The organism is Pseudomonas sp. LBUM1676 (genome assembly GCF_059695605.1).
Genome location: NZ_CP166777.1, coordinates 1835753 through 1861755, shown reverse-complemented (window position 1 = coordinate 1861755; position 26003 = coordinate 1835753). Strand labels below are relative to the sequence as shown.

18 protein-coding genes and 1 pseudogene are annotated in these 26003 nt (G+C 60.6%); 6 read left to right on the top strand and 13 right to left on the bottom strand.

Going from position 1 to position 26003, the window contains the following annotated elements; all coding sequences use genetic code 11:
• Positions 1 to 3 precede the first annotated feature (3 nt).
• The gene (gene sulA, locus ACA041_RS08670; protein WP_497440736.1) at positions 4 to 477 is read left to right on the top strand and encodes an SOS-induced cell division inhibitor SulA; all 474 of its coding nucleotides are present in this window, start codon (positions 4 to 6) and stop codon (positions 475 to 477) included.
• A 95-nt stretch (positions 478 to 572) separates the two neighbouring features.
• On the opposite strand, the gene ACA041_RS08665 is transcribed toward sulA, so the two are convergent.
• From ACA041_RS08665 to ACA041_RS08635, 7 genes are all read right to left on the bottom strand, one after another.
• Entirely contained in the window at positions 573 to 806 is a 234-nt protein-coding gene (locus ACA041_RS08665) for a hypothetical protein (protein WP_477774776.1), read from the bottom strand.
• A gap of 129 nt (positions 807 to 935) precedes the next feature.
• Positions 936 to 1460, bottom strand: coding sequence for a DUF6586 family protein (locus ACA041_RS08660; protein WP_497440735.1), 525 nt, complete (start codon positions 1458 to 1460; stop codon positions 936 to 938).
• Between the two features lie 234 nt (positions 1461 to 1694).
• Positions 1695 to 4328: a type I DNA topoisomerase gene (gene topA, locus ACA041_RS08655; RefSeq protein ID WP_497440734.1), complete on the bottom strand. Its 2634-nt coding sequence runs from the start codon at positions 4326 to 4328 to the stop codon at positions 1695 to 1697.
• Between the two features lie 114 nt (positions 4329 to 4442).
• A complete protein-coding gene (locus tag ACA041_RS08650; protein WP_497440733.1) occupies positions 4443 to 4679 on the bottom strand; it encodes a DUF1653 domain-containing protein in 237 nt (78 codons plus the stop codon).
• Positions 4680 to 4778: 99 nt separating this feature from the next.
• On the bottom strand, positions 4779 to 5954 hold the full coding sequence (gene fadA, locus ACA041_RS08645) for an acetyl-CoA C-acyltransferase FadA (protein ID WP_497440732.1): 1176 nt from the start codon (positions 5952 to 5954) through the stop codon (positions 4779 to 4781).
• Positions 5955 to 5983: 29 nt separating this feature from the next.
• Positions 5984 to 8131, bottom strand: coding sequence for a fatty acid oxidation complex subunit alpha FadB (gene fadB / locus ACA041_RS08640; RefSeq protein WP_497440731.1), 2148 nt, complete (start codon positions 8129 to 8131; stop codon positions 5984 to 5986).
• 857 nt (positions 8132 to 8988) lie between these two features.
• Entirely contained in the window at positions 8989 to 9426 is a 438-nt protein-coding gene (locus tag ACA041_RS08635) for a hypothetical protein (protein ID WP_497440730.1), read from the bottom strand.
• Positions 9427 to 9545: 119 nt separating this feature from the next.
• Here ACA041_RS08635 and ACA041_RS08630 point away from each other — a divergent pair, with 119 nt between their 5' ends.
• Positions 9546 to 9986: a universal stress protein gene (locus ACA041_RS08630; protein WP_497440729.1), complete on the top strand. Its 441-nt coding sequence runs from the start codon at positions 9546 to 9548 to the stop codon at positions 9984 to 9986.
• Positions 9987 to 10187: 201 nt separating this feature from the next.
• On the opposite strand, the gene ACA041_RS08625 is transcribed toward ACA041_RS08630, so the two are convergent.
• On the bottom strand, positions 10188 to 12104 hold the full coding sequence (locus ACA041_RS08625) for an ATP-binding cassette domain-containing protein (protein WP_497440728.1): 1917 nt from the start codon (positions 12102 to 12104) through the stop codon (positions 10188 to 10190).
• Positions 12105 to 12317: 213 nt separating this feature from the next.
• Between ACA041_RS08625 and ACA041_RS08620 the strand changes: the two genes are divergently transcribed.
• Complete coding sequence (locus tag ACA041_RS08620) at positions 12318 to 14246, top strand: transglycosylase SLT domain-containing protein (RefSeq protein ID WP_497440727.1); 1929 nt, start codon at positions 12318 to 12320, stop codon at positions 14244 to 14246.
• A gap of 352 nt (positions 14247 to 14598) precedes the next feature.
• Here ACA041_RS08620 and ACA041_RS08615 read toward each other — a convergent pair.
• Positions 14599 to 15634 (bottom strand): annotated as a pseudogene (locus ACA041_RS08615) (Fic family protein).
• A gap of 68 nt (positions 15635 to 15702) precedes the next feature.
• A complete protein-coding gene (locus tag ACA041_RS08610; protein ID WP_497440726.1) occupies positions 15703 to 17478 on the bottom strand; it encodes an ABC transporter transmembrane domain-containing protein in 1776 nt (591 codons plus the stop codon).
• A gap of 256 nt (positions 17479 to 17734) precedes the next feature.
• Here ACA041_RS08610 and ACA041_RS08605 point away from each other — a divergent pair, with 256 nt between their 5' ends.
• Complete coding sequence (locus ACA041_RS08605) at positions 17735 to 17914, top strand: PA1571 family protein (RefSeq protein WP_128870873.1); 180 nt, start codon at positions 17735 to 17737, stop codon at positions 17912 to 17914.
• 321 nt (positions 17915 to 18235) lie between these two features.
• Here the strand turns inward: ACA041_RS08605 and pdxB are convergent, their stop codons facing one another.
• Positions 18236 to 19378: a 4-phosphoerythronate dehydrogenase PdxB gene (gene pdxB, locus ACA041_RS08600; RefSeq protein ID WP_497440725.1), complete on the bottom strand. Its 1143-nt coding sequence runs from the start codon at positions 19376 to 19378 to the stop codon at positions 18236 to 18238.
• Positions 19379 to 19758: 380 nt separating this feature from the next.
• On the opposite strand from pdxB, the gene ACA041_RS08595 reads away from it, so the two are divergent.
• Complete coding sequence (locus tag ACA041_RS08595; RefSeq protein WP_497440724.1) at positions 19759 to 21168, top strand: MATE family efflux transporter; 1410 nt, start codon at positions 19759 to 19761, stop codon at positions 21166 to 21168.
• Between the two features lie 173 nt (positions 21169 to 21341).
• Here ACA041_RS08595 and tusA read toward each other — a convergent pair whose 3' ends face one another.
• Both tusA and rlmM read right to left on the bottom strand, forming a co-directional pair.
• Positions 21342 to 21593, bottom strand: a complete 252-nt coding sequence (tusA, locus tag ACA041_RS08590; protein ID WP_497440723.1) for a sulfurtransferase TusA — start codon at positions 21591 to 21593, stop codon at positions 21342 to 21344.
• 353 nt (positions 21594 to 21946) lie between these two features.
• Positions 21947 to 23020, bottom strand: coding sequence for a 23S rRNA (cytidine(2498)-2'-O)-methyltransferase RlmM (rlmM, locus tag ACA041_RS08585; protein ID WP_497440722.1), 1074 nt, complete (start codon positions 23018 to 23020; stop codon positions 21947 to 21949).
• Between the two features lie 221 nt (positions 23021 to 23241).
• Here rlmM and acnA point away from each other — a divergent pair, with 221 nt between their 5' ends.
• On the top strand, positions 23242 to 25983 hold the full coding sequence (acnA, locus tag ACA041_RS08580) for an aconitate hydratase AcnA (protein WP_497440721.1): 2742 nt from the start codon (positions 23242 to 23244) through the stop codon (positions 25981 to 25983).
• The last annotated feature ends 20 nt before the right edge of the window (positions 25984 to 26003 follow it).

Sequence of the window (26003 nt, the reverse complement as noted above, 5' to 3'; positions counted from 1 at the left end):
TTTATGCAGTTCCCACATACACCACAGCAAGCCCAACTGCCGTTGTTCGAGGCGTTCATGGTGCAGCCGCTGGCGCCGATCCTGAAAGACGTGATCGAATCGCCCTGGAGTGCCGAACCGGACGTCTTCAGCGAACTCTCATTGCGTGGTGCGGCCGGGAACTGCCTGAACCTTCTGGCACCGATCCTCAGGGAACTGAGCCAGGATCAGGACGCGCGCTGGCTGACACTGATCGCCCCGCCCGCCAGCCTGACCCAGGCCTGGTTGCGCGATGCCGGGCTGAACCGCGAACGCATCCTGTTGCTGCACCCGCGGGGCACCCAGAGTGCCCAGCAACTGACCTGCGAAGCCTTGCGCCTGGGCCGCAGCCATACGGTGGTCAGCTGGCTCAACCCGCTGAGCACGAACTCACGGCAACAGTTGATCAGCGCCGCCCGGACCGGGGATGCGCAGAGCCTGAATATTCGATTGGGTTAACGGATAGACACAGTGCGCACTGAACAGCGCGGGGCTTCTCCAGGGATAGAGAAGCCGATTGGTAGAAGCATCTGCAATAAAACGACAGACGGGGATCAATGAAGAACCCGCGACCCCTCATCTTTTTCAAATTCGCCTTCAACCAGGCGTCCGGCCATCTGAACGCCGACGCTCAACATCGCCTTGGCGACTTCCACGTGCTGGCCTTGCAGGAACGCCTTGGCATCCTCGGAGAAATCCAAAGTAACCAGAGAACCCTCGTCCTCGGCCCTGCGCAGCTCGATACGGCCGTCTGGTAACTCGACAATTTCTAAAAAGGACGTTGGCATAAAGATGTGTTCTCCTCGAAAGGCGGGGATTATATAGGCATCTTCCCGGCTTCGCTCGGGATCTTGACCAGATGTCATCACTTAGGGAAATTTCTGACAACACACTTCCCTGAGTGACTACTCACCTGTTCAGCACTCGTTCAACCCTTCGCGAAACCGGATCGCCAGGCCTTTGAGGTTCTGCCGCCAGCTCTCCAGCTCTTCCCGACTCAACTCCTGAGGCGCCTCTTCCTCATCCAGGTTAACGGCCAGGATCAGCGGCTGGGTCACATCGCCCTTGGGTTTGTGCGGTGCCCGTGGCGGCTGAAACAGCGCCGCATGGGCGGCCAGCAGCCTGGCCAGCCAGGTTTCCGGGTTCTGCGCCAATTCGACCATCTCGGCCATTTCAGGGATGGCGATGGCGTCCAGCACTTCCCGGGTCAGCAGCATCTCCGCCCGTGGCGCATTGGCCTGGGGCAAGCGATAGAAGCCGGCGATTTCATGACACAACCCCAGCAACGCGCCGTACAGGTGAAACAACGCCGATTCGCGCCCGGCCTGAATCAGCGCCAGCGAGTTCATCGCCCGCCCCTCTTCGGCCTTGGCCAGCGCTTCCAGCGACAGGCCGGCGAAATAAATCTTCTGGTTGGTACGGGTATAGAGTTCGTGGGCCATGACGGCAGCCTCCACAACGAAATAATTGCTTCACGCAGGTCAGACAGTGTCGTGGATCACCCGAGTTGACCGCAAGCACAAAACAAAAGGCCGCATGAAAACCCGAGGGCAATCATGCGGCCTTTTGTACTTGTAGGAGCGAGCTTGCTCGCGAAGAACGTCAACGATAACGCACGCTGTCTGGATTAACGCGCCGCCCTCAGGTTTTTCGCGAGCAAGCTCGCTCCTACAGGTTTACGCCTTGGCGGCTTTTGCCGGGCGTTTGTCTTCTACGGTCCATTTGCCGCCATCGTAGTACGCCTTCCAACCCGTCGGCTTGCCGTCGACTTCGGTCTGCACGTACTGCTCTTTGGTCTTGCGGCTGTAACGGATCACGGCTGGCAGGCCGTCCGGATCTTTCTTCGGCGCTTCGCACAGGAAGTGGTACTTCGGATCGATCTCATCCTTGTGCGGCACGATCTCCATGACCAACGGGGCACGGGTCTCGCGGTTTTTCGGGAACTGGCTGGCCGCCAGGAACAGCCCGGAAGCACCGTCGCGCAGGATGTAGGTGTCGTTGACCTTTTCGCACTTGAGCTCAGGCATCTTCACCGGGTCCATCTTCGGCGGCGCCGCGTCACCGCTTTTCAGCAGTTTGCGGGTGTTCTTGCAGGTCGCGTTGGTGCAGCCGAAGAACTTGCCGAAACGGCCGGTCTTGAGCTGCATCTCGCTGCCGCACTTGTCGCATTCCAGGCTCGGGCCTTCATAGCCCTTGATGCGGTAAGTGCCCTCTTCGATTTCGTAGCCGTCGCAATCCGGGTTGTTGCCGCAGATGTGCAACTTGCGCTTCTCGTCGAGCAGGTAAGCATCCATCGCCGTGCTGCAGATCGGGCAACGGTGCTTGCCACGCAATACCAGCGACTCCGACTCACCCTCGTCGTCCGCGGCGATTTCATCGCCCGGCACCAGGTTGACGGTGGCCTTGCAGCGTTCTTTCGGCGGCAGGCTGTAGCCCGAGCAACCGAGGAACACGCCGGTCGATGCGGTACGAATCTGCATCGGACGGCCGCACAACACGCACGGGATGTCTGTCATCACCGGCTGGTTGGCGCGCATGCCGCCTTCCGGGCTTTCGGCTACTTCGAGTTTCTTCTTGAAGTCGCCATAGAACTCGTCGAGCACGTTTTTCCAGTCGCGTTCGCCCTGGGCCACGTCATCGAGGTTCTCTTCCATGCCGGCGGTAAAGCCGTAGTCCATGAGATTGGAGAAGCTCTCGGCCAGGCGCTCGGTGACGATGTCGCCCATCTTTTCCGAATAGAAACGACGGTTGTGCAGCGCCACGTAGCCGCGGTCCTGGATGGTCGAAATGATCGCAGCGTAGGTCGAAGGACGACCGATGCCGCGTTTTTCCATTTCTTTTACCAGGCTCGCTTCCGAATAACGCGCCGGCGGCTTGGTGAAGTGCTGGGTCGGATCAAGCTTGATCAGCTTCATCGCGTCGCCCTGGGCCATGTCCGGCAGCACATCGTCATCGCCTGGCTTGGCGATTTGCGGCATCACGCGGGTGTAACCGTCGAACTTCAGGATGCGGCCCTTGGCGCGCAACTCGAAGTCGCCGGCACCGACGGTGACCGTGGTCGACAGGTATTGCGCCGGCAGCATCTGGCAAGCGAGGAACTGGCGCCAGATCAGCTCGTAGAGGCGCTCAGCGTCGCGCTCCATGCCCGACAGCTTGCTTGGCTCGGTATTGGCATCGGAGGGACGAATCGCTTCGTGAGCCTCTTGTGCGCCTTCCTTGCTGCTGTAGACGTTCGGGTTTTCCGGCAGGTACTTCTTGCCGAACTCGCCTTCAATATAAGTACGCGCCATCGTCACGGCATCGGCCGAGAGGTTGGTGGAGTCAGTACGCATATACGTGATGTAGCCGGCTTCGTACAAACGCTGGGCCATCATCATGGTTTTCTTCACGCCGAAGCCCAGTCGGTTACTCGCGGCCTGTTGCAGGGTGGACGTGATGAACGGGGCCGACGGCTTGCTGCTGGTCGGCTTGTCTTCGCGCTTGACGATGCTGTAGCTGGAAGCCTTGAGCTTCTCCAGCGCGGCCATGGCCTGGGCTTCGTTGAGCGGCTTGAAGGCTTCGCCTTTCTCACGGGCCACGTCGAAGCGCACGGTGGCGCCCTTGGCGGTGCCGAGGTCGGCGTGGACTTCCCAGTACTCTTCGGGGTTGAACGCGCGGATTTCACGCTCACGCTCGACCACCAGCTTCACGGCCACCGATTGCACGCGGCCGGCGGACAGGCCACGGGCGACCTTGGCCCACAGCAGCGGCGAAACCATGTAGCCGACCACGCGATCGAGGAAACGACGCGCCTGCTGGGCGTTGACCCGGTCGATGTCCAGCTCGCCCGGCTTGGAGAAGGCTTCCTGGATCGCTTTCTTGGTGATTTCGTTGAACACCACGCGCTTGTAGCGGCTGTCGTCACCACCGATGGCTTCGCGCAGGTGCCAGGCAATGGCTTCCCCCTCGCGATCCAAGTCGGTTGCGAGATAGATGGTGTCAGCATCCTTGGCGAGCCGGCGCAGCTCTTCGATGACCTTTTCCTTGCCCGGGAGGATCTCGTACTTGGCTTTCCAGCCATGATCGGGATCGACGCCCATGCGCGAGACCAGCTGCTTGCGCGCTTTCTCTTTCGGCGTAAGTACCGGACCTTCACCCGCGGCGGCCTTGCCGCGCTTGGCGGCAGGCTCTTTGCTGGCGCTAGCCGAACCGCTGGTGGGCAGGTCTCGGATATGGCCGATACTCGACTTCACCACGTATTGGTTACCCAGATACTTGTTGATGGTCTTGGCCTTAGCCGGGGATTCCACAATGACCAGCGATTTGCCCATGGATCAGAAAATTCCTGAATTCTAGAAGTGAAAGGCGGTTGGCGCCTGACGCGGCACCGCTATATATAGTGGCTGCAAGATGAGGTCAAGCGCAGGGTCCTGCGCGCACTCAGCTTATGGCTTGGAAAAAAGGCTCGGTTCGGCTTGCACCAAAGCAAAGCGCGGGACCTGTTCGCCGTCAACCTCGACCGACTCCAGGAACATGCTCAAGGGACGCACCCAAAAGCCGTAATCGCCATACAGGGCTTGGTAGAAGACCACTTCCTCTTCGGTTTCCGAATGCCGCGCGGTACTGAATACGCGGTAGTGCGGACCTTTGTAATGCTCGTACAGACCAGGTTGTATCGGCATGGTTTGGCCCTCGCTCAAATCTTTTCAAAATAAAAACAAAAATAAATCCGGAAAAACAAAAACCGGGGCACTTGGCCCCGGCTTCCTTCAACGAAACGCTTAAACGCGTTCGAAGACGGTGGAGATGCCTTGGCCGAGACCAATGCACATGGTGGCTACCCCGAAGGTGCCGCCATTCTGCTTCATCACGTTCAGCAAGGTGCCGGAGATACGCGCACCGGAGCAACCAAACGGATGACCCAGAGCGATCGCGCCGCCGTGCAGGTTAACCTTCTCGTTCATCTTGTCGAGCACTTTAAGATCTTTCAGCACCGGCAAGGCCTGTGCGGCGAACGCTTCGTTGAGCTCGAAGAAGTCGATATCGTTGATCCCGAGGCCTGCGCGCTTCAGTGCTTTCTGCGTCGCCGGTACTGGACCATAGCCCATGATTGCCGGGTCCACACCGGCCACCGCCATCGAGCGGATAACCGCCAGTGGCTGGATGCCCAGGTCCTGGGCCCGCTGCGCCGACATCACGATCATGCACGAGGCACCATCAGTGATCTGCGACGAAGTACCGGCCGTCACGGTGCCGCCCTTGGGGTTAAACGCTGGCTTCAGAGCTGCCAGGCTTTCCAGGGTGGTTTCCGGACGAATGGTTTCGTCGTAGTCGAACAGTTTCAGGAAACCGTTCTCGTCGTAGCCCTGCATCGGGATGATTTCGTCCTTGAACTTGCCTTCCAGGGTCGCCTTGTGAGCGAGCTGGTGGGAGCGCAGTCCGAAAGCATCCTGCTGCTCGCGAGTAATGCCGTGCATCTTGCCGAGCATTTCCGCGGTCAGGCCCATCATGCCCGAGGCTTTCGCCGCGTACAGCGACATGTGCGGGTTCGGATCGACACCGTGCATCATGCTCACGTGGCCCATATGCTCGACGCCGCCCACCACGAACACGTCACCGTTGCCGGTCATGATCGCTTGCGCCGCGGTGTGCAGTGCGCTCATCGACGAGCCACACAGGCGGCTGACGGTCTGGCCGGCAGCGGTGTGCGGGATCTGCGTCATCAGGGACGCCATGCGGGCGATGTTCCAGCCCTGCTCCAGGGTCTGGTTCACACAGCCCCAGATCACGTCCTCGACTTCGTTAGGGTCGACCTTGACGTTGCGTTCCAGCAATTTGCTGATCAGGTGCGCCGACATGTCTTCGGCGCGGGTGTTGCGGTGCATGCCGCCCTTGGAGCGGCCCATCGGCGTACGACCGAAGTCGACAATCACGACGTCTCTAGGATTCAAGCTCATATAGTCACTCTCACTCTAGTTGGGGGCGCTTAACCGAAGAAGCTCTGGCCGTTCTTGGCCATTTCACGCAGCTTCGCGGTCGGGTGGTACAGCGCGCCCAAATCAGCGTACTGGTCAGCCAGGGCAACGAACTCGGCCACACCGATCGAATCGATGTAACGCAGCGCGCCGCCACGGAATGGAGGGAAACCAATGCCGTAGACCAGGCCCATGTCGGCTTCGGCAGCGGTTTCGACGATGCCGTCTTCCAGGCAACGCACGGTTTCCAGGCACAGCGGGATCATCATCCAGTTGATGATGTCTTCGTCAGTGACTTCACGCTGTTCGAACACGATCGGCTTGAGCACTTCGGCCACCGACGGATCGGCGACTTTCTTCTGCTTGCCGTTCTTGTCGATCTCGTAGGCGTAGAAACCCTTGCCGTTCTTCTGGCCCAGGCGCTTGGCTTCGTAGAGCACGTCGACGGCCGAGCGACGGTCGTCTTTCATGCGGTCCGGGAAGCCTTCAGCCATCACGTCGCGACCGTGGTGGCCGGTGTCGATGCCGACCACGTCCATCAGGTACGCCGGGCCCATTGGCCAGCCGAATTTTTCCATGACCTTGTCGATGCGCACGAAGTCGACACCGGCGCTGACCAGCTTGGCGAAACCGCCGAAGTACGGGAACAGCACGCGGTTGACCAAAAAGCCCGGGCAGTCGTTGACGACGATCGGGTTCTTGCCCATTTTCTTGGCGTAGGCCACGGTGGTGGCAACGGCCAGCTCACTGGACTTCTCGCCACGGATCACTTCCACCAGCGGCATCATGTGCACCGGGTTGAAGAAGTGCATGCCGACGAAGTTTTCCGGACGCTTGAGGGCCTTGGCCAGCAAGGTGATGGAAATGGTCGAGGTGTTGGACGCGAGGATGGTGTCCTCTTTGACCTGGTCTTCGACTTCAGCCAGCACGGCTTGCTTGACCTTGGGGTTCTCGACGACCGCTTCGACCACCAGGTCGACGTGACCGAAATCACCGTAGGACAGGGTCGGACGAATGCCGTTAAGCACTTCAGCCATTTTCGCGGCGGTCATGCGACCCTTGTCAACGCGGCTCACCAGCAGCTTGGCGGCTTCCGCCAGGCCCTGCTCGATACCGTGCTCGTTGATGTCCTTCATCAGGATCGGCGTGCCTTTTGAAGCCGACTGATAGGCGATACCGCCACCCATGATGCCGGCGCCCAATACGGCGGCCTGCTTCACGTCCCGGGCGATTTCGTCGTAGGCCTTGGCCTTTTTCTTCAGCTCCTGATCGTTCAGGAACAGACCGATCAAGCTCTGCGCGGCAGAGGTCTTGGCCAGTTTGACGAAACCTGCAGCTTCGACTTCCAGTGCCTTGTCACGACCGAAGTTCGCGGCTTTCTGGATGGTCTTGATCGCTTCGACCGGTGCCGGGTAGTTCGGGCCAGCTTGACCGGCGACAAAACCCTTGGCGGTTTCAAACGACATCATTTGTTCGATGGCGTTGAGCTTAAGTTTTTCCAGCTTCGGCTGACGCTTGGCCTTGTAGTCGAACTCGCCGGAAATGGCGCCCTTGACCAGGTTCAGCGCCGCTTCGAGCAATTTCTCCGGAGCGACCACGGCGTCGACGGCACCGACTTTCAATGCGTCTTCAGCACGGTTTTCCTTGCCGGCGGCAATCCACTCGATGGCGTTGTCGGCACCGATGATGCGCGGCAGGCGCACCGTACCGCCGAAGCCCGGGTAGATGCCCAGCTTGACTTCCGGCAGACCGATCTTGGCGGTGTTGGCCATGACGCGGTAATCCGCCGCCAGGCACATTTCCAGGCCGCCACCGAGGGCGATGCCGTTGATCGCGGCGACTGTCGGGACATTCAGGTCTTCGAAATCGCTGAAAATCCTGTTGGCTTCGAGGTTGCCAGCCACAAGCTCTGCATCCGGCAGCTTGAAGTTCTCGACAAATTCGGTGATGTCGGCGCCAACGATGAACACGTCCTTGCCACTGCTGACGATCACACCCTTGATCGAATTATCTGCCTTGATGGTGTCTACGGCCTGACGCAGTTCGTTCAGGGTTAGACGGTTGAACTTGTTGACGGACTCACCCTTGAGGTCGAAATTCAATTCGACGATGCCACTTTCAAGAGCCTTAACCGTGATGGCTTTACCTTCGTAAATCATCAACTGATCTCCACGATATGGAAGCTGAACAGTACACGCCGGACGCAGGCGAATGGCTTGGCAGGACGGTTATCGTCAATGCTACGCCCATCCACCCGGCACACCCGCCAACGCGATAGTCGGGATTCTGTAGGAGCGATCTGTAATACAAACGCTCAATTCATACGCCCGTTTGATTTGGGTACGCCACCTTCACGGAATTTCCGACAATTGTCAATCGCCCAAAATGCTGGTTGAAACGCGACTTTACGGTCATTTCGTACTGCGAAGACCTGCAACACGCGGGATGCATGTGCGAACATTCATAAGATCAATTGTTAGAAAATTCGCCCTAATTCGCGGCAGGCTCTGTTTAACGAGCTACGCTGGCGGGGGATTCGAAGATTTTTCAACGCGTTGGGTGAATACCCGGCGCAGGATCAGTGAGACAAAGAATTTCCGGCCTGCCTGGCCAACTTCCGCCCGATGATGATTGTCGGGCTTTTTATTGCCCACAAAACCACCAGAAGCGCCCCCCCTCCCTGTAGGAGCGAGCTCGCTCGCGAAAAACCCGAGAACACCGCAGGGCATCAGGCTCCCAGCGTCATCGTTAACGCCCCCTGTAGGAGCGAGCTTGCTCGCGAAAAACCTGAGAACGCTGCGGGGCATCAGGCTTCCAGCGTCATCGTTGACGACCTTCGCGAGCAAGCTCGCTCCTACAGGGATCGGGGGGTGTCAGGCTTTCAGCGTCATCGTTGATGCCCCACCTGTAGGAGCGAGCTTGCTCGCGAAAAACCCAAGAACGCCGCGGGGTGTCAGGCTTTCAGCGTCATCGTTAACGACCTTCGCGAGCAAGCTCGCTCCTACAGGGATCGGGTTCAGGCCAGGGCTTTGAGGGTGGCGTCGATTTGTTGCAGGACCTCGGCTTCGCCCTTCTCGCCCCAGTACAGGGTGATCATCTGCTTGTCCGCCTCGATCTTGTAAACATTGCCCGGCAATTTTTCGAAATGATTGAGCAACCCACGGTCCTCACACACCTCCTGCCACTGATTCACCCACAACCCCGGGGATTTTTGCCAGTAACTCCAACACGCTGGCTGATTGCCACGCCGAGGCCTATGGTACTGGGCGCACGGGCTCGGCGGCTCTGGGCTGAGCCAGTGCGGCCAGTCCTGAGGCGCCAGTTGCATGGCCAAACCGATGCGTCGCGCCTCCATGCGCAAGGCCATGCGCCCGCTCTGTCCACGGGACGGCCGCAACCATGCCAGAGGGCTCAGCACCACCAACAGGATTGACACCACTATCCAGACCGTCATATCTGTACTCCCGTTTTTACATGCCCCGATTCTTGATGAGCGCGTTCAGTCACTTTGGAAACAATGCGCTTGAAACCAGCCATACTTACCCTTATTGCAATCCTCAGGAGGAGCACCTCATGCCCTACAACCACATTCTGGTCGCTGTAGACCTGACCGAAGAGTGCGACCCTGTCATCCATCGTGCCCGCGAGCTGTCGGTGGGCAACGGCGCCAAGCTCTCCTTGGTGCACATCGTCGAGCCGATGGCCATGGCCTTTGGCGGTGATGTGCCGATGGACCTGTCACAACTGCAACAACAGCAGTTCGATCAGGCCCGGGAGCGTCTGGACCGACTGATCATCAAGTACCCGGAACTCTCCAAGGAATACAGCCACCTGACCTACGGCCAGCCACGCCAGGAGATTCACCACCTGGCCAAGGAGCAAGGGTGCGACATGATCGTGGTCGGCAGTCACGGCCGTCATGGCCTGGCGCTGTTGCTGGGCTCCACCGCCAATGACGTATTGCACGGCGCGCCGTGCGACGTGCTCGCGGTACGCCTGCAAAACAAAAGCTGACAACACAACCCCCCTGTAGGAGCGAGCTTGCTCGCGATGGTCGTCAACGATAACGCGGGAAGCCTGACACCCCGTGGCGTTCTCGGGTTCATCGCGAGCAAGCTCGCTCCTACAGGAATCCATGCAGACCATTAGATCGCATTGCATACGAAAAGCCCGGCGCTCATTACTGAACGCCGGGCTTTTTTATCGCAGGCTCAATCAGGCATCCAGCTCGGCCCAGCGCTCGACCATGATGTCGAGTTCGGCATTCAACTGCTCCAGCTGCGCTATCACCGCAGCGGTCTCGGCCGCCGGGCGCTGATAAAACGCGGCATCCGCCATCTGCGCTTCAACGGCAGCGATCTGCTGCTCCATGGCTTCGATCTGCCCCGGCAAGGCTTCCAGCTCACGCTGCACCTTGTAGCTGAGCTTCTTCTTCGCCACCGGAGCCTCTACCGCAGCCACTGGCGCCGGTTCAGCGGTAACCACCGCAGATGTCAGGTCAGCCTTGCCGGACTTGCTCTCGGTCACGCCCAGCAGGCGCGGCGAGCCACCCTGGCGCAGCCAGTCCTGGTAACCACCGACGTACTCGCGAACCTTGCCTTCACCTTCGAAGACCAGGGTGCTGGTGACCACGTTGTCGAGGAATGCCCGGTCGTGACTGACCATCAGCACGGTGCCGTTGAAGGTCAGCAAGACCTCTTCCAGCAGCTCGAGGGTTTCCACGTCGAGGTCGTTGGTCGGTTCGTCGAGCACCAGCAGGTTCGCCGGCTTGCTGAACAGTTTCGCCAGCAACAGCCGGGCACGCTCACCACCGGACAGCGCCTTGACCGGCGTGCGGGCACGCTGCGGGCTGAACAGGAAGTCGCCGAGGTAGCTCAGCACGTGGCGGCTCTGGCCATCGATATCGATGAAGTCGCGACCTTCGGCCACGTTGTCGATCACGGTCTTTTCCAGGTCCAGCTGATGGCGCAACTGGTCGAAGTAGGCCACGTCGATGCGCGTCCCCTCTTCCACGGTGCCGCTGGTCGGTTGCAGACCGCTGAGCATCAGTTTCAACAGCGTGGTCTTGCCGGTACCGTTGGCGCCGAGCAGACCGATACGGTCGCCGCGCGTCAGGACCATCGAGAAATCCTTGATCAGGAACGGGCCGCCCGGGTGAGCGAAGCTCACGTTCTCGAGGACCATCACCTGCTTGCCGGACTTGTCAGCGGTATCCAGCTGAATATTGGCCTTGCCGGTGCGCTCACGACGCTCGCTGCGTTCTACGCGCAGAGCTTTGAGGGCGCGCACGCGGCCTTCGTTACGGGTGCGACGCGCCTTGATGCCCTGGCGGATCCAGACTTCTTCCTGGGCCAGCTTCTTGTCGAACAGCGCGTTGGCGGTCTCTTCAGCCGCCAGACTCGCTTCCTTGTGCACCAGGAAGCTGGCGTAGTCGCCGTTCCAGTCGATCAGGCCGCCACGATCCAGTTCGAGGATGCGCGTGGCCAGGTTCTGCAGGAAGGAACGGTCGTGCGTGATGAACAGCACGGCGCCCTGGAAATCCTTCAGCGCTTCTTCAAGCCAGGCAATCGCACCGATGTCCAGGTGGTTGGTCGGTTCATCGAGCAGCAGCAGGTCCGGCTCGGACACCAGGGCCTGGGCCAGCAGCACGCGACGACGCCAGCCGCCGGACAATTCGGCGAGGGTTTTGTCGGCCGGCAACTGCAGACGGCTCAAGGTGCTGTCGACCAGTTGCTGCAAACGCCAGCCGTCACGGGCTTCGAGGTCGTGCTGGACGTGCATCAGTTTGTCCAGGTCGGCGTCGGTGACGATGTTCTGGCTCAGGTGGTGATACTGCGCGAGCAGCTCGCCGACACCGTCCAGGCCTTCAGCCACTACGTCGAACACGGTCCGCTCGTCGGCTACCGGCAATTCTTGCGGCAATTCGCCAATCTTGAGGCCGGGCGCGCGCCAAACGGAGCCCTCATCAGGCTTCTGGTCGCCCTTGACGAGCTTCATCATGCTGGACTTGCCAGTGCCATTGCGGCCGATGATGCACACCCGCTCACCACGGGCGATCTGCCAGGACACCTTGTCCAACAACGGCATAGCGCCGAAAGCAAGGGACACATCGCTGAATTTGAGCAGGGTCATGAGCTTCTCCAAAAACCGGGCGCGCATTCTACCTGACTTGAGGCTTCAGAAGGCCGGCAATTTCACCTTGGCAACACTCTGCACGACAAATGTTGCGAGTTGATGCTCAGAGGCCGGCAAAGCTTTCGCCCGTTGCTGGCAAAAGGCTAAGCTACAGACAATTCAGCGCGGGCCTGGCCCGCGCTTGTCATGATTTCTCTGCCCGGACGTCTCATGCGCAGTCGCCTTTTTAGTCTTTTGTCCTGTTTTCTTCTTACTGCCACTGCCGTTCAAACCGCCCAGGCCGTGGACCTTTCCACCCAGCGCCAGTATTACGATGAAGCCAAGCGCGCCCTGGCCAAGGGTGACAGCGGCCCGTATTTTCGCTACAGCCAGGCCCTCGCCGATTATCCGCTGGAACCGTACCTGGCGTATGACGAGCTGACCGCGCGCCTGAAATACGCGAGCAATGCCGAAATCGAGAAATTCCTCGCCGAACACGGTGACCTGCCCCAGGCCAACTGGATGAAATTGCGCTGGTTGCGCTGGTTGTCCGAACGCGGCGACTGGGCGACCTTCGTCAAGTATTACGACCCGAAGATGAACTTCACCGAGCTGGACTGCCTGAACGCGCAGTATCAGATCACCCATAACCAGAAGACCGAAGGTTACGCCAACGCGCAAAAACTCTGGCTGACCGGCAAATCGCAACCGGCCGCCTGCGACACGCTGTTCGGGATCTGGGCCGCCGAAGGCCAGCTGACCGAACAGCGCCGCTGGGAGCGCACCAAGCTCGCGGCCCAGGCGCGCAACTATCCGCTGGCCAACAGCCTGGTCAACGGCCTGACCACCCTCGCCCCCCGTGGTCGTCTGCTGGTGGAAGTGGCGCAGAAACCCGAACTGCTCAACACGCCGTCACGCTTCATTCCGGCCGATGAGCCGATGTCCGACGTGGTCAGCCTCGGACTGCGCCGCCTGGCGCGGCAGGATCCTGACCGGGCCATGCAGATGCTCGATGGCTACGCCAGCAGCATGCATTTCTCCCGTGACGAAAAAGTGGCGATCGCCCGGGAAATCGGCCTGTCCCTGGCCAAGAGGTTTGACCCTCGCGCGCTGGACATGATGACTAAATACGACCCGGAGCTGCGCGACAACACCGTGTCGGAATGGCGCATGCGCCTGCTGTTGCGCCTGGCCCGCTGGGACGATGCCTACCAGTTGAGCCGCCGCCTGCCGCAGGACCTGGCGACGACCAACCGCTGGCGCTACTGGCAGGCGCGCAGCCTGGAACTGGCGCAGCCGCAGAACCCGGAAGCACAGACGCTCTACAAGGGCCTGGCCCGCGAGCGTGATTTTTATGGCTTCCTGGCCGCCGATCGCTCGCAGTCGCCCTACTCGCTCAACAACAAACCGCTGGTGCTCAGCCAGGCGCTGATCAACAAGGTGCGCAACACCCCAGGCATCCGGCGGGCACTGGAATTCCACGCCCGCGGGCAAATCGTCGACGGTCGTCGCGAGTGGTACCACGTCAGCCGCCACTTCAGCCGCGATGAAATGGTCGCCCAGGCGAAACTGGCCTATGACCTGAAATGGTATTTCCCGGCAATCCGCACCATCAGCCAGGCGCAGTACTGGGACGACCTGAACATCCGCTTCCCGATGGCCCACCGCGAAACCCTGGTGCGTGAAGCCAAGGTCCGTGGGCTGCACTCGAGCTGGGTGTTCGCCATCACCCGCCAGGAAAGCGCCTTCATGGAAGACGCCCGCTCCAGCGTCGGCGCCAGCGGCCTGATGCAGTTGATGCCGGGCACCGCCAAGGAAACCGCACGCAAGTTCAGCATTCCGCTGGCTTCGCCCCAGCAGGTGTTCGATCCGGACAAGAACATCCAGCTCGGCGCCGCGTACCTGAGCCAGGTCCACGCCCAGTTCAACGGCAACCGCGTCCTCGCCTCCGCCGCCTACAACGCCGGCCCCGGCCGCGTGCGCCAGTGGCTGCGCGGTGCCGATCACCTGAGTTTCGATGTGTGGGTGGAAAGTATCCCGTTCGACGAAACCCGCCAGTATGTGCAGAACGTGCTGTCGTATTCGGTGATCTACGGGCAGAAACTCAACTCGCCACAGCCGTTGGTGGATTGGCATGAGCGGTATTTTGATGATCAGTGATTGGTGATGGCGGTTGTGCCGTTGGCCGCCTGCAATCCAAACTGTAGGAGCGAGCTTGCTCGCGAAGGACGTCAACGATGACGCTCGAAGCCTGACACCCTGCGGTGTGCTCAGGTTTTTCGCGAGCAAGCTCGCTCCCACAGGAATCTCTGCCGTGCACAATTACCGTGCCCAACCCAAAACCCTGTAGGAGCGAGCTTGCTCGCGAAGGTCGTCAACGATGACGCTGGAAGCCTGACACCCTGCGGTGTGCTCAGGTTTTTCGCGAGCAAGCTCGCTCCCACAGAGATCGCTGCCGTGCACGAATATTGTGCCCGGCGCAAATTCCTGCAGGAGCAGCCTGCGCCAGCTCCTACGCCGATCGGAATCGTGTCGCAGCTTGTTTGCCAAGTTCCGTGAGGCGATATCGTTGGGCCGGGCTGTTAGGCGAATCGGGGTTGGTCATTTCGATCAAATCTGCAGCCAATGCAGGTCTGAGATAGTTCGTCCGAAAGGTCGCCTTATGAGCTAGTCCGAGCTCAGCCATCAAGTCGCTGATTTTAAGCGGGCCACTAACATGGAGCACCGAAAGCAACTTCCCTACTGGGTCGGTTACTAGGTCGGTTACTAGGTCGGTCACTGGTTCGCTCTGAGTCGCCTCCTTAAGCGCAAGACTCAATGTCTGCAACATAAACTCAACAAAAGGTGTCGATTCAGCCAACTGATCGGCTGCCGACAATGCCGCGTAATAAGCGTCCTGCTGCTCGCGAATCACTGCCTCGACCGGCAAATAAGCCAACACCGGGCGCCACTGACTGAGGATCAAGGTTTGCCAAAGACGCCCCATGCGTCCATTGCTGTCGGCAAACGGATGGATGAACTCAAACTCGTAATGAAAGACGCAACTGATGATCAGCGGGTGCCAATCAGTAGCACCCAGCCAGGCCATCAGATCATCTATCAAATGCGCAACGCGACTGGGCGGTGGCGCCATATGAACCAGTTGTTCGCCCCGGTAAATACCGACACCGGCTTTGCGGAACTGTCCAAAATCATCGATCAAACCGTGCATCAACAGTTTGTGCGCCTGCAGCAAGTCGGTTCGACTGCTTGGCTGCCAATCCGGCATCCGATTCATAGGCCGCAAAGGCATTGCGCACTTCCTGGATTTCCCGAGGCAACCCCAGTACTCGCCGCCCCGCGAGCACGGCAGTCACCTGCTCGATACTGAGAGTGTTGTTCTCGATGGCCAAGGAAGCCTGAATCGTACGAATACGATTGCCGCGACGCAGTTGAGGCGTCTGCTGACGATCATCCACAGCCGATAGCTGACCGATCAGTTCACTGATCTCGGCGATCAATGCCAGAATTCTGGTGGTCAGGGTCAACGGTGGTTGATAACGGCTCATATCCTCATCCAGGCTCGCAACTGAGGCCGACATAATGCCCGAACCAGGCAGTGTTCAGCAGCTGTCATTCACGCGGTTTCATGCCCATCACTAAACTGCAACGCCGCCAACCGCGCATACAGCGCATTGCTGGCGATCAACTCTTGATGCGTCCCCACCGCCACCAGCTTCCCCTGATCCATCACCGCAATCCGGTCGGCGTTTTTCACGGTGGCCAGGCGGTGGGCGATGACCAGGGTGGTGCGATTTTTCATCAGGCTGGGCAGGGCCTGCTGGATCAGGTGTTCGCTCTGGGCATCGAGGGCGCTGGTGGCTTCGTCGAGCAGCAGGATCGGCGCATCGACCAGCAGCGCCCGGGCGATGGCCAGGCGTTGGCGCTGGCCGCCGGACAGGCCCAGACCGGCATCGCCGAGGTGGGTCTGGTAACCGTTGGGCATGGCCACGATAAAGTCATGGGCGTAGGCGATTTTGGCCGCTTCCTCGACCTGGGCCAGGGTCGCCGTCGGGTTGCCGTAGCGGATGTTCTCTTCGATGCTGCCGAAAAACAGCGCCGGGTTTTGCGAGACCAGGGCAAAGCAGCGGCGCAAGTCCAATGGATCGAGTTGGGTCAGGGGGATGCCGTCGAGCAGGATGCGGCCTTCGGCGGGATCGTAAAAACGCAGCAGCAAGTCATACACCGTCGACTTACCAGCCCCGGAAGGTCCGACCAGCGCCAGGGTTTCGCCGGCGTTGATGGTCAGGTTCAAGCCATCGACGGCGTAACTTTCCGGACGCGACGGGTAGGAAAAACGCAGGTCCTGCAGCACCAGGTCGCCCCTGACCCGCTCCGGCAAGGTCACCAGGCCTGTGGTCGGCGGCTGGATGATATTTTCCGAGCGCAACAACTCGGCAATCCGGTCGGCGGCGCCGGCGGCGCGCTGCAATTCGCCGATCACTTCGCTCAAGGTGCCGAACGCACTGCCGACGATCAGGCTGTAAAAGACAAAGGCGGCCAGCTCACCCTCGGAGATCCGCCCGGCGATCACATCCATGCCGCCGACCCAGAGCATCACCCCGACCGCGCCCAGCACCAGCACGATCACCAGGGTAATCAGCCAGGCGCGCTGGAAGATGCGTTTGCGCGCGGTGTCGAAGGCCTGTTCCACGGTCACGGCAAACCGCTGCTCGTCCTGCGCCTGATGGTTGTAGGCCTGCACGGTCTTGATCTGGCCCAGGGTTTCCGAGACGTAGCTGCCGATATCGGCGATCCGGTCCTGGCTCAGGCGCGACAGGCTGCGCACGCGGCGGCCGAAAATCAGAATCGGCGCGATCACCAGGGGCAAGGCAATCACCACGATGCTGGTGAGCTTGGGGTTGGTGATGAACAGCAGGACGATCCCGCCGATCACCATCAGCAAATTGCGCAGGAACAGCGAGAGCGAAGAGCCGATGACCGATTGCAGCAAGGTGGTATCGGCCGTCAGCCGCGACTGGATCTCGGAGCTGCGGTTGTCTTCGTAAAAGCCCGGGTGCAGGTAAATAAGGTGGTTGAACACCTGGCGGCGGATGTCCGCAACGGCGCGCTCGCCGATCCACGACACCAGGTAAAACCGCGTGAACGTGCCGATCGCCAGGCCGAGCACCAGCAGCAGGAACAAGCCGATGGACTGATTGAGCAAGTGCGGCGACTGGGTCATGAACCCCTGATCCACCAACAGCCGAATGCCCTGCCCCATGGACAAGGTGATGCCGGCCGTGACGATCAAGGCGAGCAAGGCACCGAGGGCCGGCCAGCGATACGGCGCAAGAAAGCGGCTGGCCAGGCGAAACGCGCGGCGTTGACGTGCAGAGAGCATCAGGACCATCCATGTGCGCGATAAAGCAATCAATGGGGCAGCCTACACCGCTGAAATGAGCAGGGAACTGTGCGAATCATAATGAGTCAGGTTAATTATGACCGCACTGACTAGCGCCTAGACACTATTGGTCTAAAGTTCGGGTGGCAACATGCCGCTATTTCTGGTGGACTGATATGGCCACCAGTAAAGATCGCAGGGAGTTGTCACAGCCCGGTCACCTGGCGGTTCTATGGTAAGCACACAACCTGATGAGGAGACAGGCATGTCCTTGCAAAACAGCAGCGATGACAAGATTGAAGTGATCCGGACACAGCCAGACCAGTCTCTGGGTTGCTCGATTATTGATGAAGAAGGGCGCGAAGTACCGATCACTGAAGGCATGATCCAGGACGCTTGCCGCGAACTGGAAAAGCGATTGGTCACGCCTGCCAAACAAGATTGATATAGCCACCGTCTTCTTGACCCGGCCCAGGTGGCCGGGTTTTTTATGGGTGCTGATCGGGAAATTGTGGTGCGGCTATTCGCGAGCAGGCTCGCTCCCACAGTAGATCTTCAGTGAACACGGATTTGGTGTACGACAACGATCAACTGTAGGAGCCGGCTTGCTGGCGAAAGCGGTCTGTCTACCAGACCATCTATTGAATGTGCCGGCCCCTTCGCGAGCAGGCTCGCTCCCACAGGGGGCTGCGTCGAGCACAAGAATTGAATGCAGCGCCAGTCAACTGTGGGAGCGAGCTTGCTCGCGAAAGGGCCAATCCGGTCTCTAAACTGCCACCGCCCCCAACGCCGCCACAATCTTCTGCAGCTCAGGCGAATCCCCCTCAACCCGCACCCTCAACCCATCAATCTCCCGCCGCAACGGATAATGCTTGCGCAACCCATCAAACGCCGCCCGCTGCTCACTCACGCTACCCACAAGGCTACGGCGGAAATCCGCATCATCCCGGCGCGGGTCGTACACCCCCCGGCACACCATCGCCAAGGCCCAGGCCGGATCGCTTTGCGCATGCAGGGTCACCTGCGACAACCACGGCGCCGGCAGCAGATCACTCAAGCTGACCTGCTCCGGCTGCCCGAGAAATTGGCAATACGCCTGATAAATCTGCGCCGTCCCGCGCTGCTTGCCATCCAGGCTGTACCCGGCAATGTGCGGGGTCGCCAGCACGCAGAGTTCCGCCAGCGCCACATCGACCTCGGGCTCGCCTTCCCACACGTCCAGCACCGCCTGCAAATCTTCACGCTGCAACAACACCTGGCGCAACGCCGCGTTATCCACCACCGGGCCGCGGCTGGCGTTGATCAGCCAGGTGCCGGGCTTGAGCTGATTCAAGCGGTTTCTATCGAACAGATGCCAGGTCGACTGCGCACCATGTTTCTTCAACGGCGTGTGCAGGCTGATGACATCGCACTGCTCGATGATCTGCTCAAGGCTGACGTAATCGCCCCCTTGCGCCGCCTGCCTCGGTGGATCACAGACCAGCACGTTCCAGCCCAGCCCCTGCAGAACCTTGACCAGCCGGCCACCCACCTCACCAGCCCCCACCACCCCATAGGTGCGCTGGGTCAGGTCGGCGCCTTCGATCTCGGCCAGGGTCAGCAGACTGCCCAGCACGTAGTCGACCACGCCCCGGGCATTGCAGCCGGGCGCGCTGGACCAGGTGATGCCGGCCCGCTGAAAATAATCCAGGTCCAAGTGATCGGTGCCAATGGTGCAGGTGCCGACAAAACGCACCTTACTGCCTTCGAGCAGCGCGCGATTAACGTTGGTCACCGAGCGCACCAGCAGCACATCGGCCTGCTCGACAGTGGCGCGGTCGATGGAACGTCCCGGCACCCGGCGGATTTCACCGAAACCTTCGAAGAAGGCATCGAGCAGCGGGATATTTTCGTCGGCAACAATCAGCATGGCAGGCTCCTTTGGCGGATCGGCAGTGTAGGCGGAGATGACCGTGGTGGGCCAGCAGGCATTGTTCACCGTTATACGAAAAGACCCCGCCCCCTGTAGGAGCGAGCTTGCTCGCGAAAAACCCGAGAGCGCCGCGGTGTGTCAGGCTTCCAACGTCATCGTTGACGACCTTCGCGAGCAAGCTTGCTCCTACAGGAGGCCATGTTCATTCAGGTAGCCCTCGTCATCGTTGACGTCCTTCGCGAGCAAGCTCGCTCCCACAGGGATCAAGTGCCGCGCAAAGGCGATTACAAATCCCCAACACAGGATTTTTCCTGACCAATGCGTCAACAGGTAGAATGCACCGCCCCGCGCGTCACCAACCTTTGGACGTTCCGCCCTTGAATTCCGCAACCGACCACCCCGCCACTACCCCCCTCACCCGCCCCGCCCGGGTTCGCCTGGAGCTGAAAAACCTGCTCGCGCTGGCCCTGCCGATCATGGTCGCGCAGCTGGCCACCACCGCCATGGGCTTCGTCGATGCGGTGATGGCCGGGCGGGTCGGGCCGCGGGATCTGGCGGCGGTGGCGCTGGGCAACTCGATCTGGGTGCCGGTGTTCCTGCTGATGACCGGCACGCTGCTCGCCACCACGCCGAAAGTCGCCCAGCGTTACGGCGCCGGCAACCACAGCGAAATCGGCCCGATCGTGCGCCAGGCACTGTGGCTGGCCCTGGTGGTGGGTTTGATGGCGACCATCATGCTATTCAGCGCCGAGCCGATCCTGCACCTGATGAAGGTCGATCCGGAACTGATCGGCCCGTGCATGCAATACCTGCACGGCATCGCCAGCGGCCTGCCCGCCGTCGCCCTCTACCATGTGCTGCGCTGCTTCAGTGACGGCCTGGGCCGCACACGCCCGGCCATGGTCCTCGGCCTGTGCGGGCTGGCGCTGAACATTCCACTCAACTACGTGTTCATCTATGGCCACTTCGGGGTTCCGGCCATGGGCGGCGTCGGTTGCGGCTGGGCCACGGCGATCGTCATGTGGGTCATGGCCCTGGGCATGGCTGGCTGGGAACGCTGGGCGCCGGCCTACCAGTCGAGTCAGCTGTTCAGCCGCTTCGACTGGCCACAATGGTCAGTGATCAAACGCCTGCTGAGCATCGGCTTGCCGATCGGCATCGCCGTGTTCGCCGAGTCGAGCATCTTCGCCGTGATCGCCCTGCTGATCGGCAGCCTCGGCGCAACCGTGGTCGCCGGGCACCAGATCGCGCTGAACTTCAGCTCGCTGGTGTTCATGATCCCCTACTCCCTCGGCATGGCCGTGACCGTGCGCGTCGGCCAGGCACTCGGTCGCCAGCAGCCCCGAGAAGCGCGCTTCGCCGCCGGGGTCGGCATGGGCACGGCGCTGGCGTATGCGTGCATTTCCGCGAGCATGATGCTGTTGCTGCGCGAGCACATCGCAACCATCTACACCGCCGACCCGACGGTGATCCAGGTGGCGGCGATGCTGATCGTGTACTCGGCGTTGTTCCAGTTCTCCGACGCGATCCAGGTCACCGCGGCCGGCGCGTTGCGTGGTTATCAGGACACACGGGTGACGATGATCCTGACCCTGTTCGCCTACTGGGGCATCGGCTTGCCAGTGGGTTACGCCCTGGGCCTGACCGACTGGTTCGGCACACCAAGCGGCCCGAGCGGACTGTGGCAGGGTTTGATCGTCGGCCTGAGTTGCGCAGCGTTGATGTTGTCAATCCGCCTGACGCGCAGCGCACGTAAACAGATTCGCATCAGCCGTTCGACAGGTTAAACGAGTTGCTTGCGGATCCGTCGACGCTCAGTGCACGCAGATCCCCTGTAGGAGCTGGCTTGCCAGCGAAAAACCTGAGAGCGACGCGTTTAACCTACAAATACGCGTAATCGTTGACGACCTTCGCTGCGGTGCGGCGATCCGACAAGCCAGCTCCTACAGAGGGCCAGCTTCTAACCGGACTTCTTGCGAATCCAGTAAAGGTAAGTCCCTGCCGCTTCATGCTGCGCCACCAGCTCATGGTCAAGAAACACACAGAACTTGGGAATATCGCGACGGGTCGACGGATCGGTGGCGATCACCTTCAACAGCCCGCCGGGCACCAGGTCACGGATGTGCTGGTGCAGCATCATCACCGGCTCCGGACAGTTGAGGCCGCTGGCGTCGAGGGTGCCGTCTACCGGCGTATCAAGCATTTCACTCATGGTTCACTCCTGAAACTTGCCGGCATTGTCGCGCATTGCCGGGTGTTCGGTCATCTATCCCATCACACCGCCGCCCCCCTGTAGGAGCGAGCTTGCTCGCGAAAAACGTGAGAACGCCACGTTCATTCAGGCAGCCCTCGTCATCGTTGACGTCCATCGCGAGCAAGCTCGCTCCTACAGGGGGCTGTGTCGATCGCAGGATCAAGGCACGACGCCATTTCAATGTGGGAGCGAGCCTGCTCGCGAAGGCGGACTGACATCCAACATCGATGTCGCCTGACCCACCGCTTTCGCGAGCAAGCTCGCTCCCACAGGGGGGCTGTGTCGATCGCAGGATCAAGGCACGACGTATATCAGCGGGATTTAGGCTTCTTCACATCGAGCCGGCGCAAATGGCACGTCACTTCTTCCCGATCGTGATAAAGCTGCTTGCACCCAATCTCAACCCGAATCCCACGCTCCTTGAAGCCGTCCGCAATACGCTCCAGCAACCGCTTCACTTCCGCATACCGCTGCTTCATCGGCAACTTCAGGTTGACCACCGCCTCCCGGCAATGCCCCTCACCAATCCACTCCTCCAGCATCGCCGCATTCCGTGCCGGTTTCTCGACGATATCGCACACCATCCAGTCCACCGGCTGCCGCGGCTTGAAAGTAAACCCGTCAGCCATCAAATGCTGCACCAGCCCGGTCTCCATCAAGCTTTCCGCCATCGGACCATTGTCGATGGCCGTCACCAGCATCCCGCGGTTAACCAGCTGCCAAGTCCAACCACCCGGCGCCGCACCAAGGTCGACACCCGTCATATCACTGTGCAAACGCTCATCCCACTGATCACGCGGAATAAAATGGTGCCAGGCCTCCTCCAGCTTCAAGGTCGACCGGCTCGGCGCCTCACGCGGAAACTTCAGGCGCGGAATGCCCATCGGCCACATCGCCGAGTTGTTCGACTCGGCCAGCCCCATAAACACTTCGCGACCGCTCTTAAAGGTCAGCAGCAACCGCGGTTTAGCAGGATCTTCCACCAACTTGCCAGCCGCCATCAGCGCCTTGCGCAGATGCCCCTCAAACTTCTTGCAGAAGTTCGACAGCTCCTTACCATCATTGGTGTCGACCATCTCCAACCACAAGCTACCGCACAGCGGAAAATCCGCCATGTGCGCAAGAATCACGCTGATCCGGTCAGTTTCCGGCAGATCAATAAAAATCCCCCGAGCCCACTGCCGCGGAAAAATCAGATCGGCAAAACGCTGCCCACGCATCAAGCGTTCGGCCCCGTCTTCTTCGGTGCAAATAAATTCGGCGCAGGCGCTGGCGGTCTTGGCCTTGGCATAACCGGCCACGTTCAGCCGTGCGGCGTGTTCGGATATCTCGGAACAGACTTCGCTTTCGAAGCCCGGCCGGCAATGCATAAAGAGGGTGTTCATTCTTACTCCTGGGCAGATGGCGAACATTCAACCACTGCGCGATGCCCAGGCTTGCGTTGAAGCAAAGCCTGTCACGAAAACCGGCGCATGATAGCCGAGTTCGGAACCTTGGACTTATCGATAGAGTCCAGTTATTAGCCAGCTACTTAAAACAGGGCTAGGTTTAATGCTCTGTCCGTCCCCTCAGTCCGTAGCCGTGCGGACTCAAAGGAGTGATCGCAATGCCGTCCCTCGATAGCCTGAACACCCTTAAAACCCTGCAAGTCGACGACAAGACCTACCACTACTTCAGCCTCCCCGACGCAGCCAAGAGCCTCGGCGACCTGGACCAGCTGCCCATGTCGCTGAAAGTCCTGCTGGAAAACCTGCTGCGCTGGGAAGACGACAAAACCGTCACCGGCGCCGACCTCAGGGCGATTGCCGCCTGGCTCAAGGAGCGGCGCAGCGATCGCGAAATCCAGTACCGCCCGGCGCGGGTCCTGATGCAAGACTTCACCGGCGTGCCCGCCGTGGTCGACCTGGCCGCCATGCGCGCCGCCATGGCCAAGGCCGGCGGCGACCCGCAGCGCATCAACCCGCTGTCGCCGGTGGACCTGGTGATCGACCACTCAGTGATGGTCGACAAGTTCGGCAGCGCCAGCGCTTTCGAACAGAACGTCGACATCGAAATGCAGCGCAACGGTGAACGTTATGCGTTCCTGCGCTGGGGCCAGAGCGCCTTCGACAACTTCAGCGTGGTGCCACCGGGCACCGGCATCTGCCACCAGGTCAACCTGGAATACCTCGGTCGCACGGTCTGGACCAAGGACGAGGACGGCCGCACCTACGCCTTCCCCGACACCCTGGTCGGCACCGACTCCCACACCACCATGATCAACGGCCTCGGCGTACTCGGCTGGGGCGTCGGCGGGATCGAAGCGGAAGCGGCGATGCTCGGCCAACCGGTGTCGATGCTGATCCCGGAAGTGATCGGCTTCAAACTCACCGGCAAACTCAAGGAAGGCATCACCGCCACCGACCTGGTGCTGACCGTCACCCAGATGCTGCGCAAGAAAGGCGTGGTCGGCAAATTCGTCGAATTCTACGGAGACGGCCTCGCCGACCTGCCGCTGGCCGACCGCGCGACCATCGCCAACATGGCCCCGGAATACGGCGCCACCTGCGGCTTCTTCCCGGTGGACGACATCACCCTCGACTACCTGCGCCTGTCCGGCCGGCCGCTGGCCACGGTAAAACTGGTCGAGGCCTACAGCAAGGCCCAAGGCCTGTGGCGACTGCCGGGCAAAGAACCGATCTTCACCGACAGCCTGGCCCTGGACATGGGCAGCGTCGAAGCCAGCCTCGCCGGGCCGAAACGTCCACAAGACCGGGTCTCCCTGCCCAACGTCGCGCAAGCCTTCAGTGACTTCACCGACCTGCAATTCAAACCCACCAGCAAAGAAGAAGGCCGCCTGGAAAGCGAAGGCGGCGGTGGCGTGGCGGTGGGCAACGCCGACCTGGCCGGCGAAACCGATTACGACTACGAAGGCCAGACCTATCGCCTGAAAAACGGCGCCGTGGTCATCGCCGCCATCACCTCCTGCACCAACACCTCCAACCCGAGCGTGATGATGGCAGCCGGCCTGGTGGCGAAAAAAGCCGTGGAAAAAGGCCTCAAGCGCAAACCCTGGGTCAAAAGCTCACTGGCGCCCGGCTCGAAAGTGGTCACCGACTACTACAAGGCCGCCGGCCTGACCCAATACCTCGACGAACTCGGCTTCGCCCTGGTCGGTTATGGCTGCACCACCTGCATCGGCAACTCCGGCCCCTTGCCGGAGCCGATCGAAAAAGCCATCCAGAAAGCCGACCTCACCGTCGCCTCGGTGCTCTCTGGCAACCGCAACTTCGAAGGCCGCGTGCACCCGCTGGTAAAAACCAACTGGCTGGCCTCCCCGCCCCTGGTCGTCGCCTACGCGCTGGCCGGCACCGTGCGGATGGACATCAGCAGCGAACCCCTGGGCACCGACCAGGACGGCAACCTGGTCTACCTACGCGACATCTGGCCCAGCAGCAAGGAAATCGCCGACGCCGTGAATCAGGTCAACACCGCCATGTTCCACAAGGAATACGCCGAAGTCTTCGCGGGCGACGAGCAATGGCAGGCGATCGAAGTGCCCCAAGCCGCGACCTATGTCTGGCAGGACGACTCGACCTACATCCAGCACCCACCATTCTTCGACGACATCGGCGGCCCGCCTCCGGTGGTCAAGGACGTCGCCGGCGCCAACATCCTGGCCCTGCTCGGCGACTCGGTCACCACCGACCACATCTCCCCGGCCGGCAACATCAAGACCGACAGCCCCGCCGGCCAATACCTGCGCGACAAAGGCGTGGAACCGCGGGACTTCAACTCTTACGGCTCCCGTCGCGGCAACCACGAAGTGATGATGCGCGGCACCTTCGCCAACATCCGCATCCGCAACGAAATGCTCGGCGGCGAAGAAGGCGGCAACACCATCTATATTCCGACCGGCGAAAAAATCCCGATCTACGACGCCGCCATGCGCTACCAGGCCAACGGCACCCCACTGGTGGTCATAGCCGGCCAGGAATACGGCACCGGCTCCAGCCGCGACTGGGCCGCCAAAGGCACCAACCTGCTCGGCGTCAAAGCCGTCATCGCCGAAAGCTTCGAACGCATCCACCGCTCCAACCTGGTCGGCATGGGCGTACTGCCCCTGCAATTCAAACTCGACCAGAACCGCAAAAGCCTCAACCTCACCGGCAAAGAAACCCTCGACATCCTCGGCCTGACCGGCGTCGAACTCACCCCACGCATGAACCTCACCCTGGTCATCACCCGCCCCAACGGCCGCAGCGAAAAAATCGAAGTCCTGTGCCGAATCGACACCCTGAACGAAGTGGAATACTTCAAATCCGGAGGCATCCTGCACTACGTCCTACGACAACTAATAGCCTCCTAACCCGCCAAACCGGGGGGGGC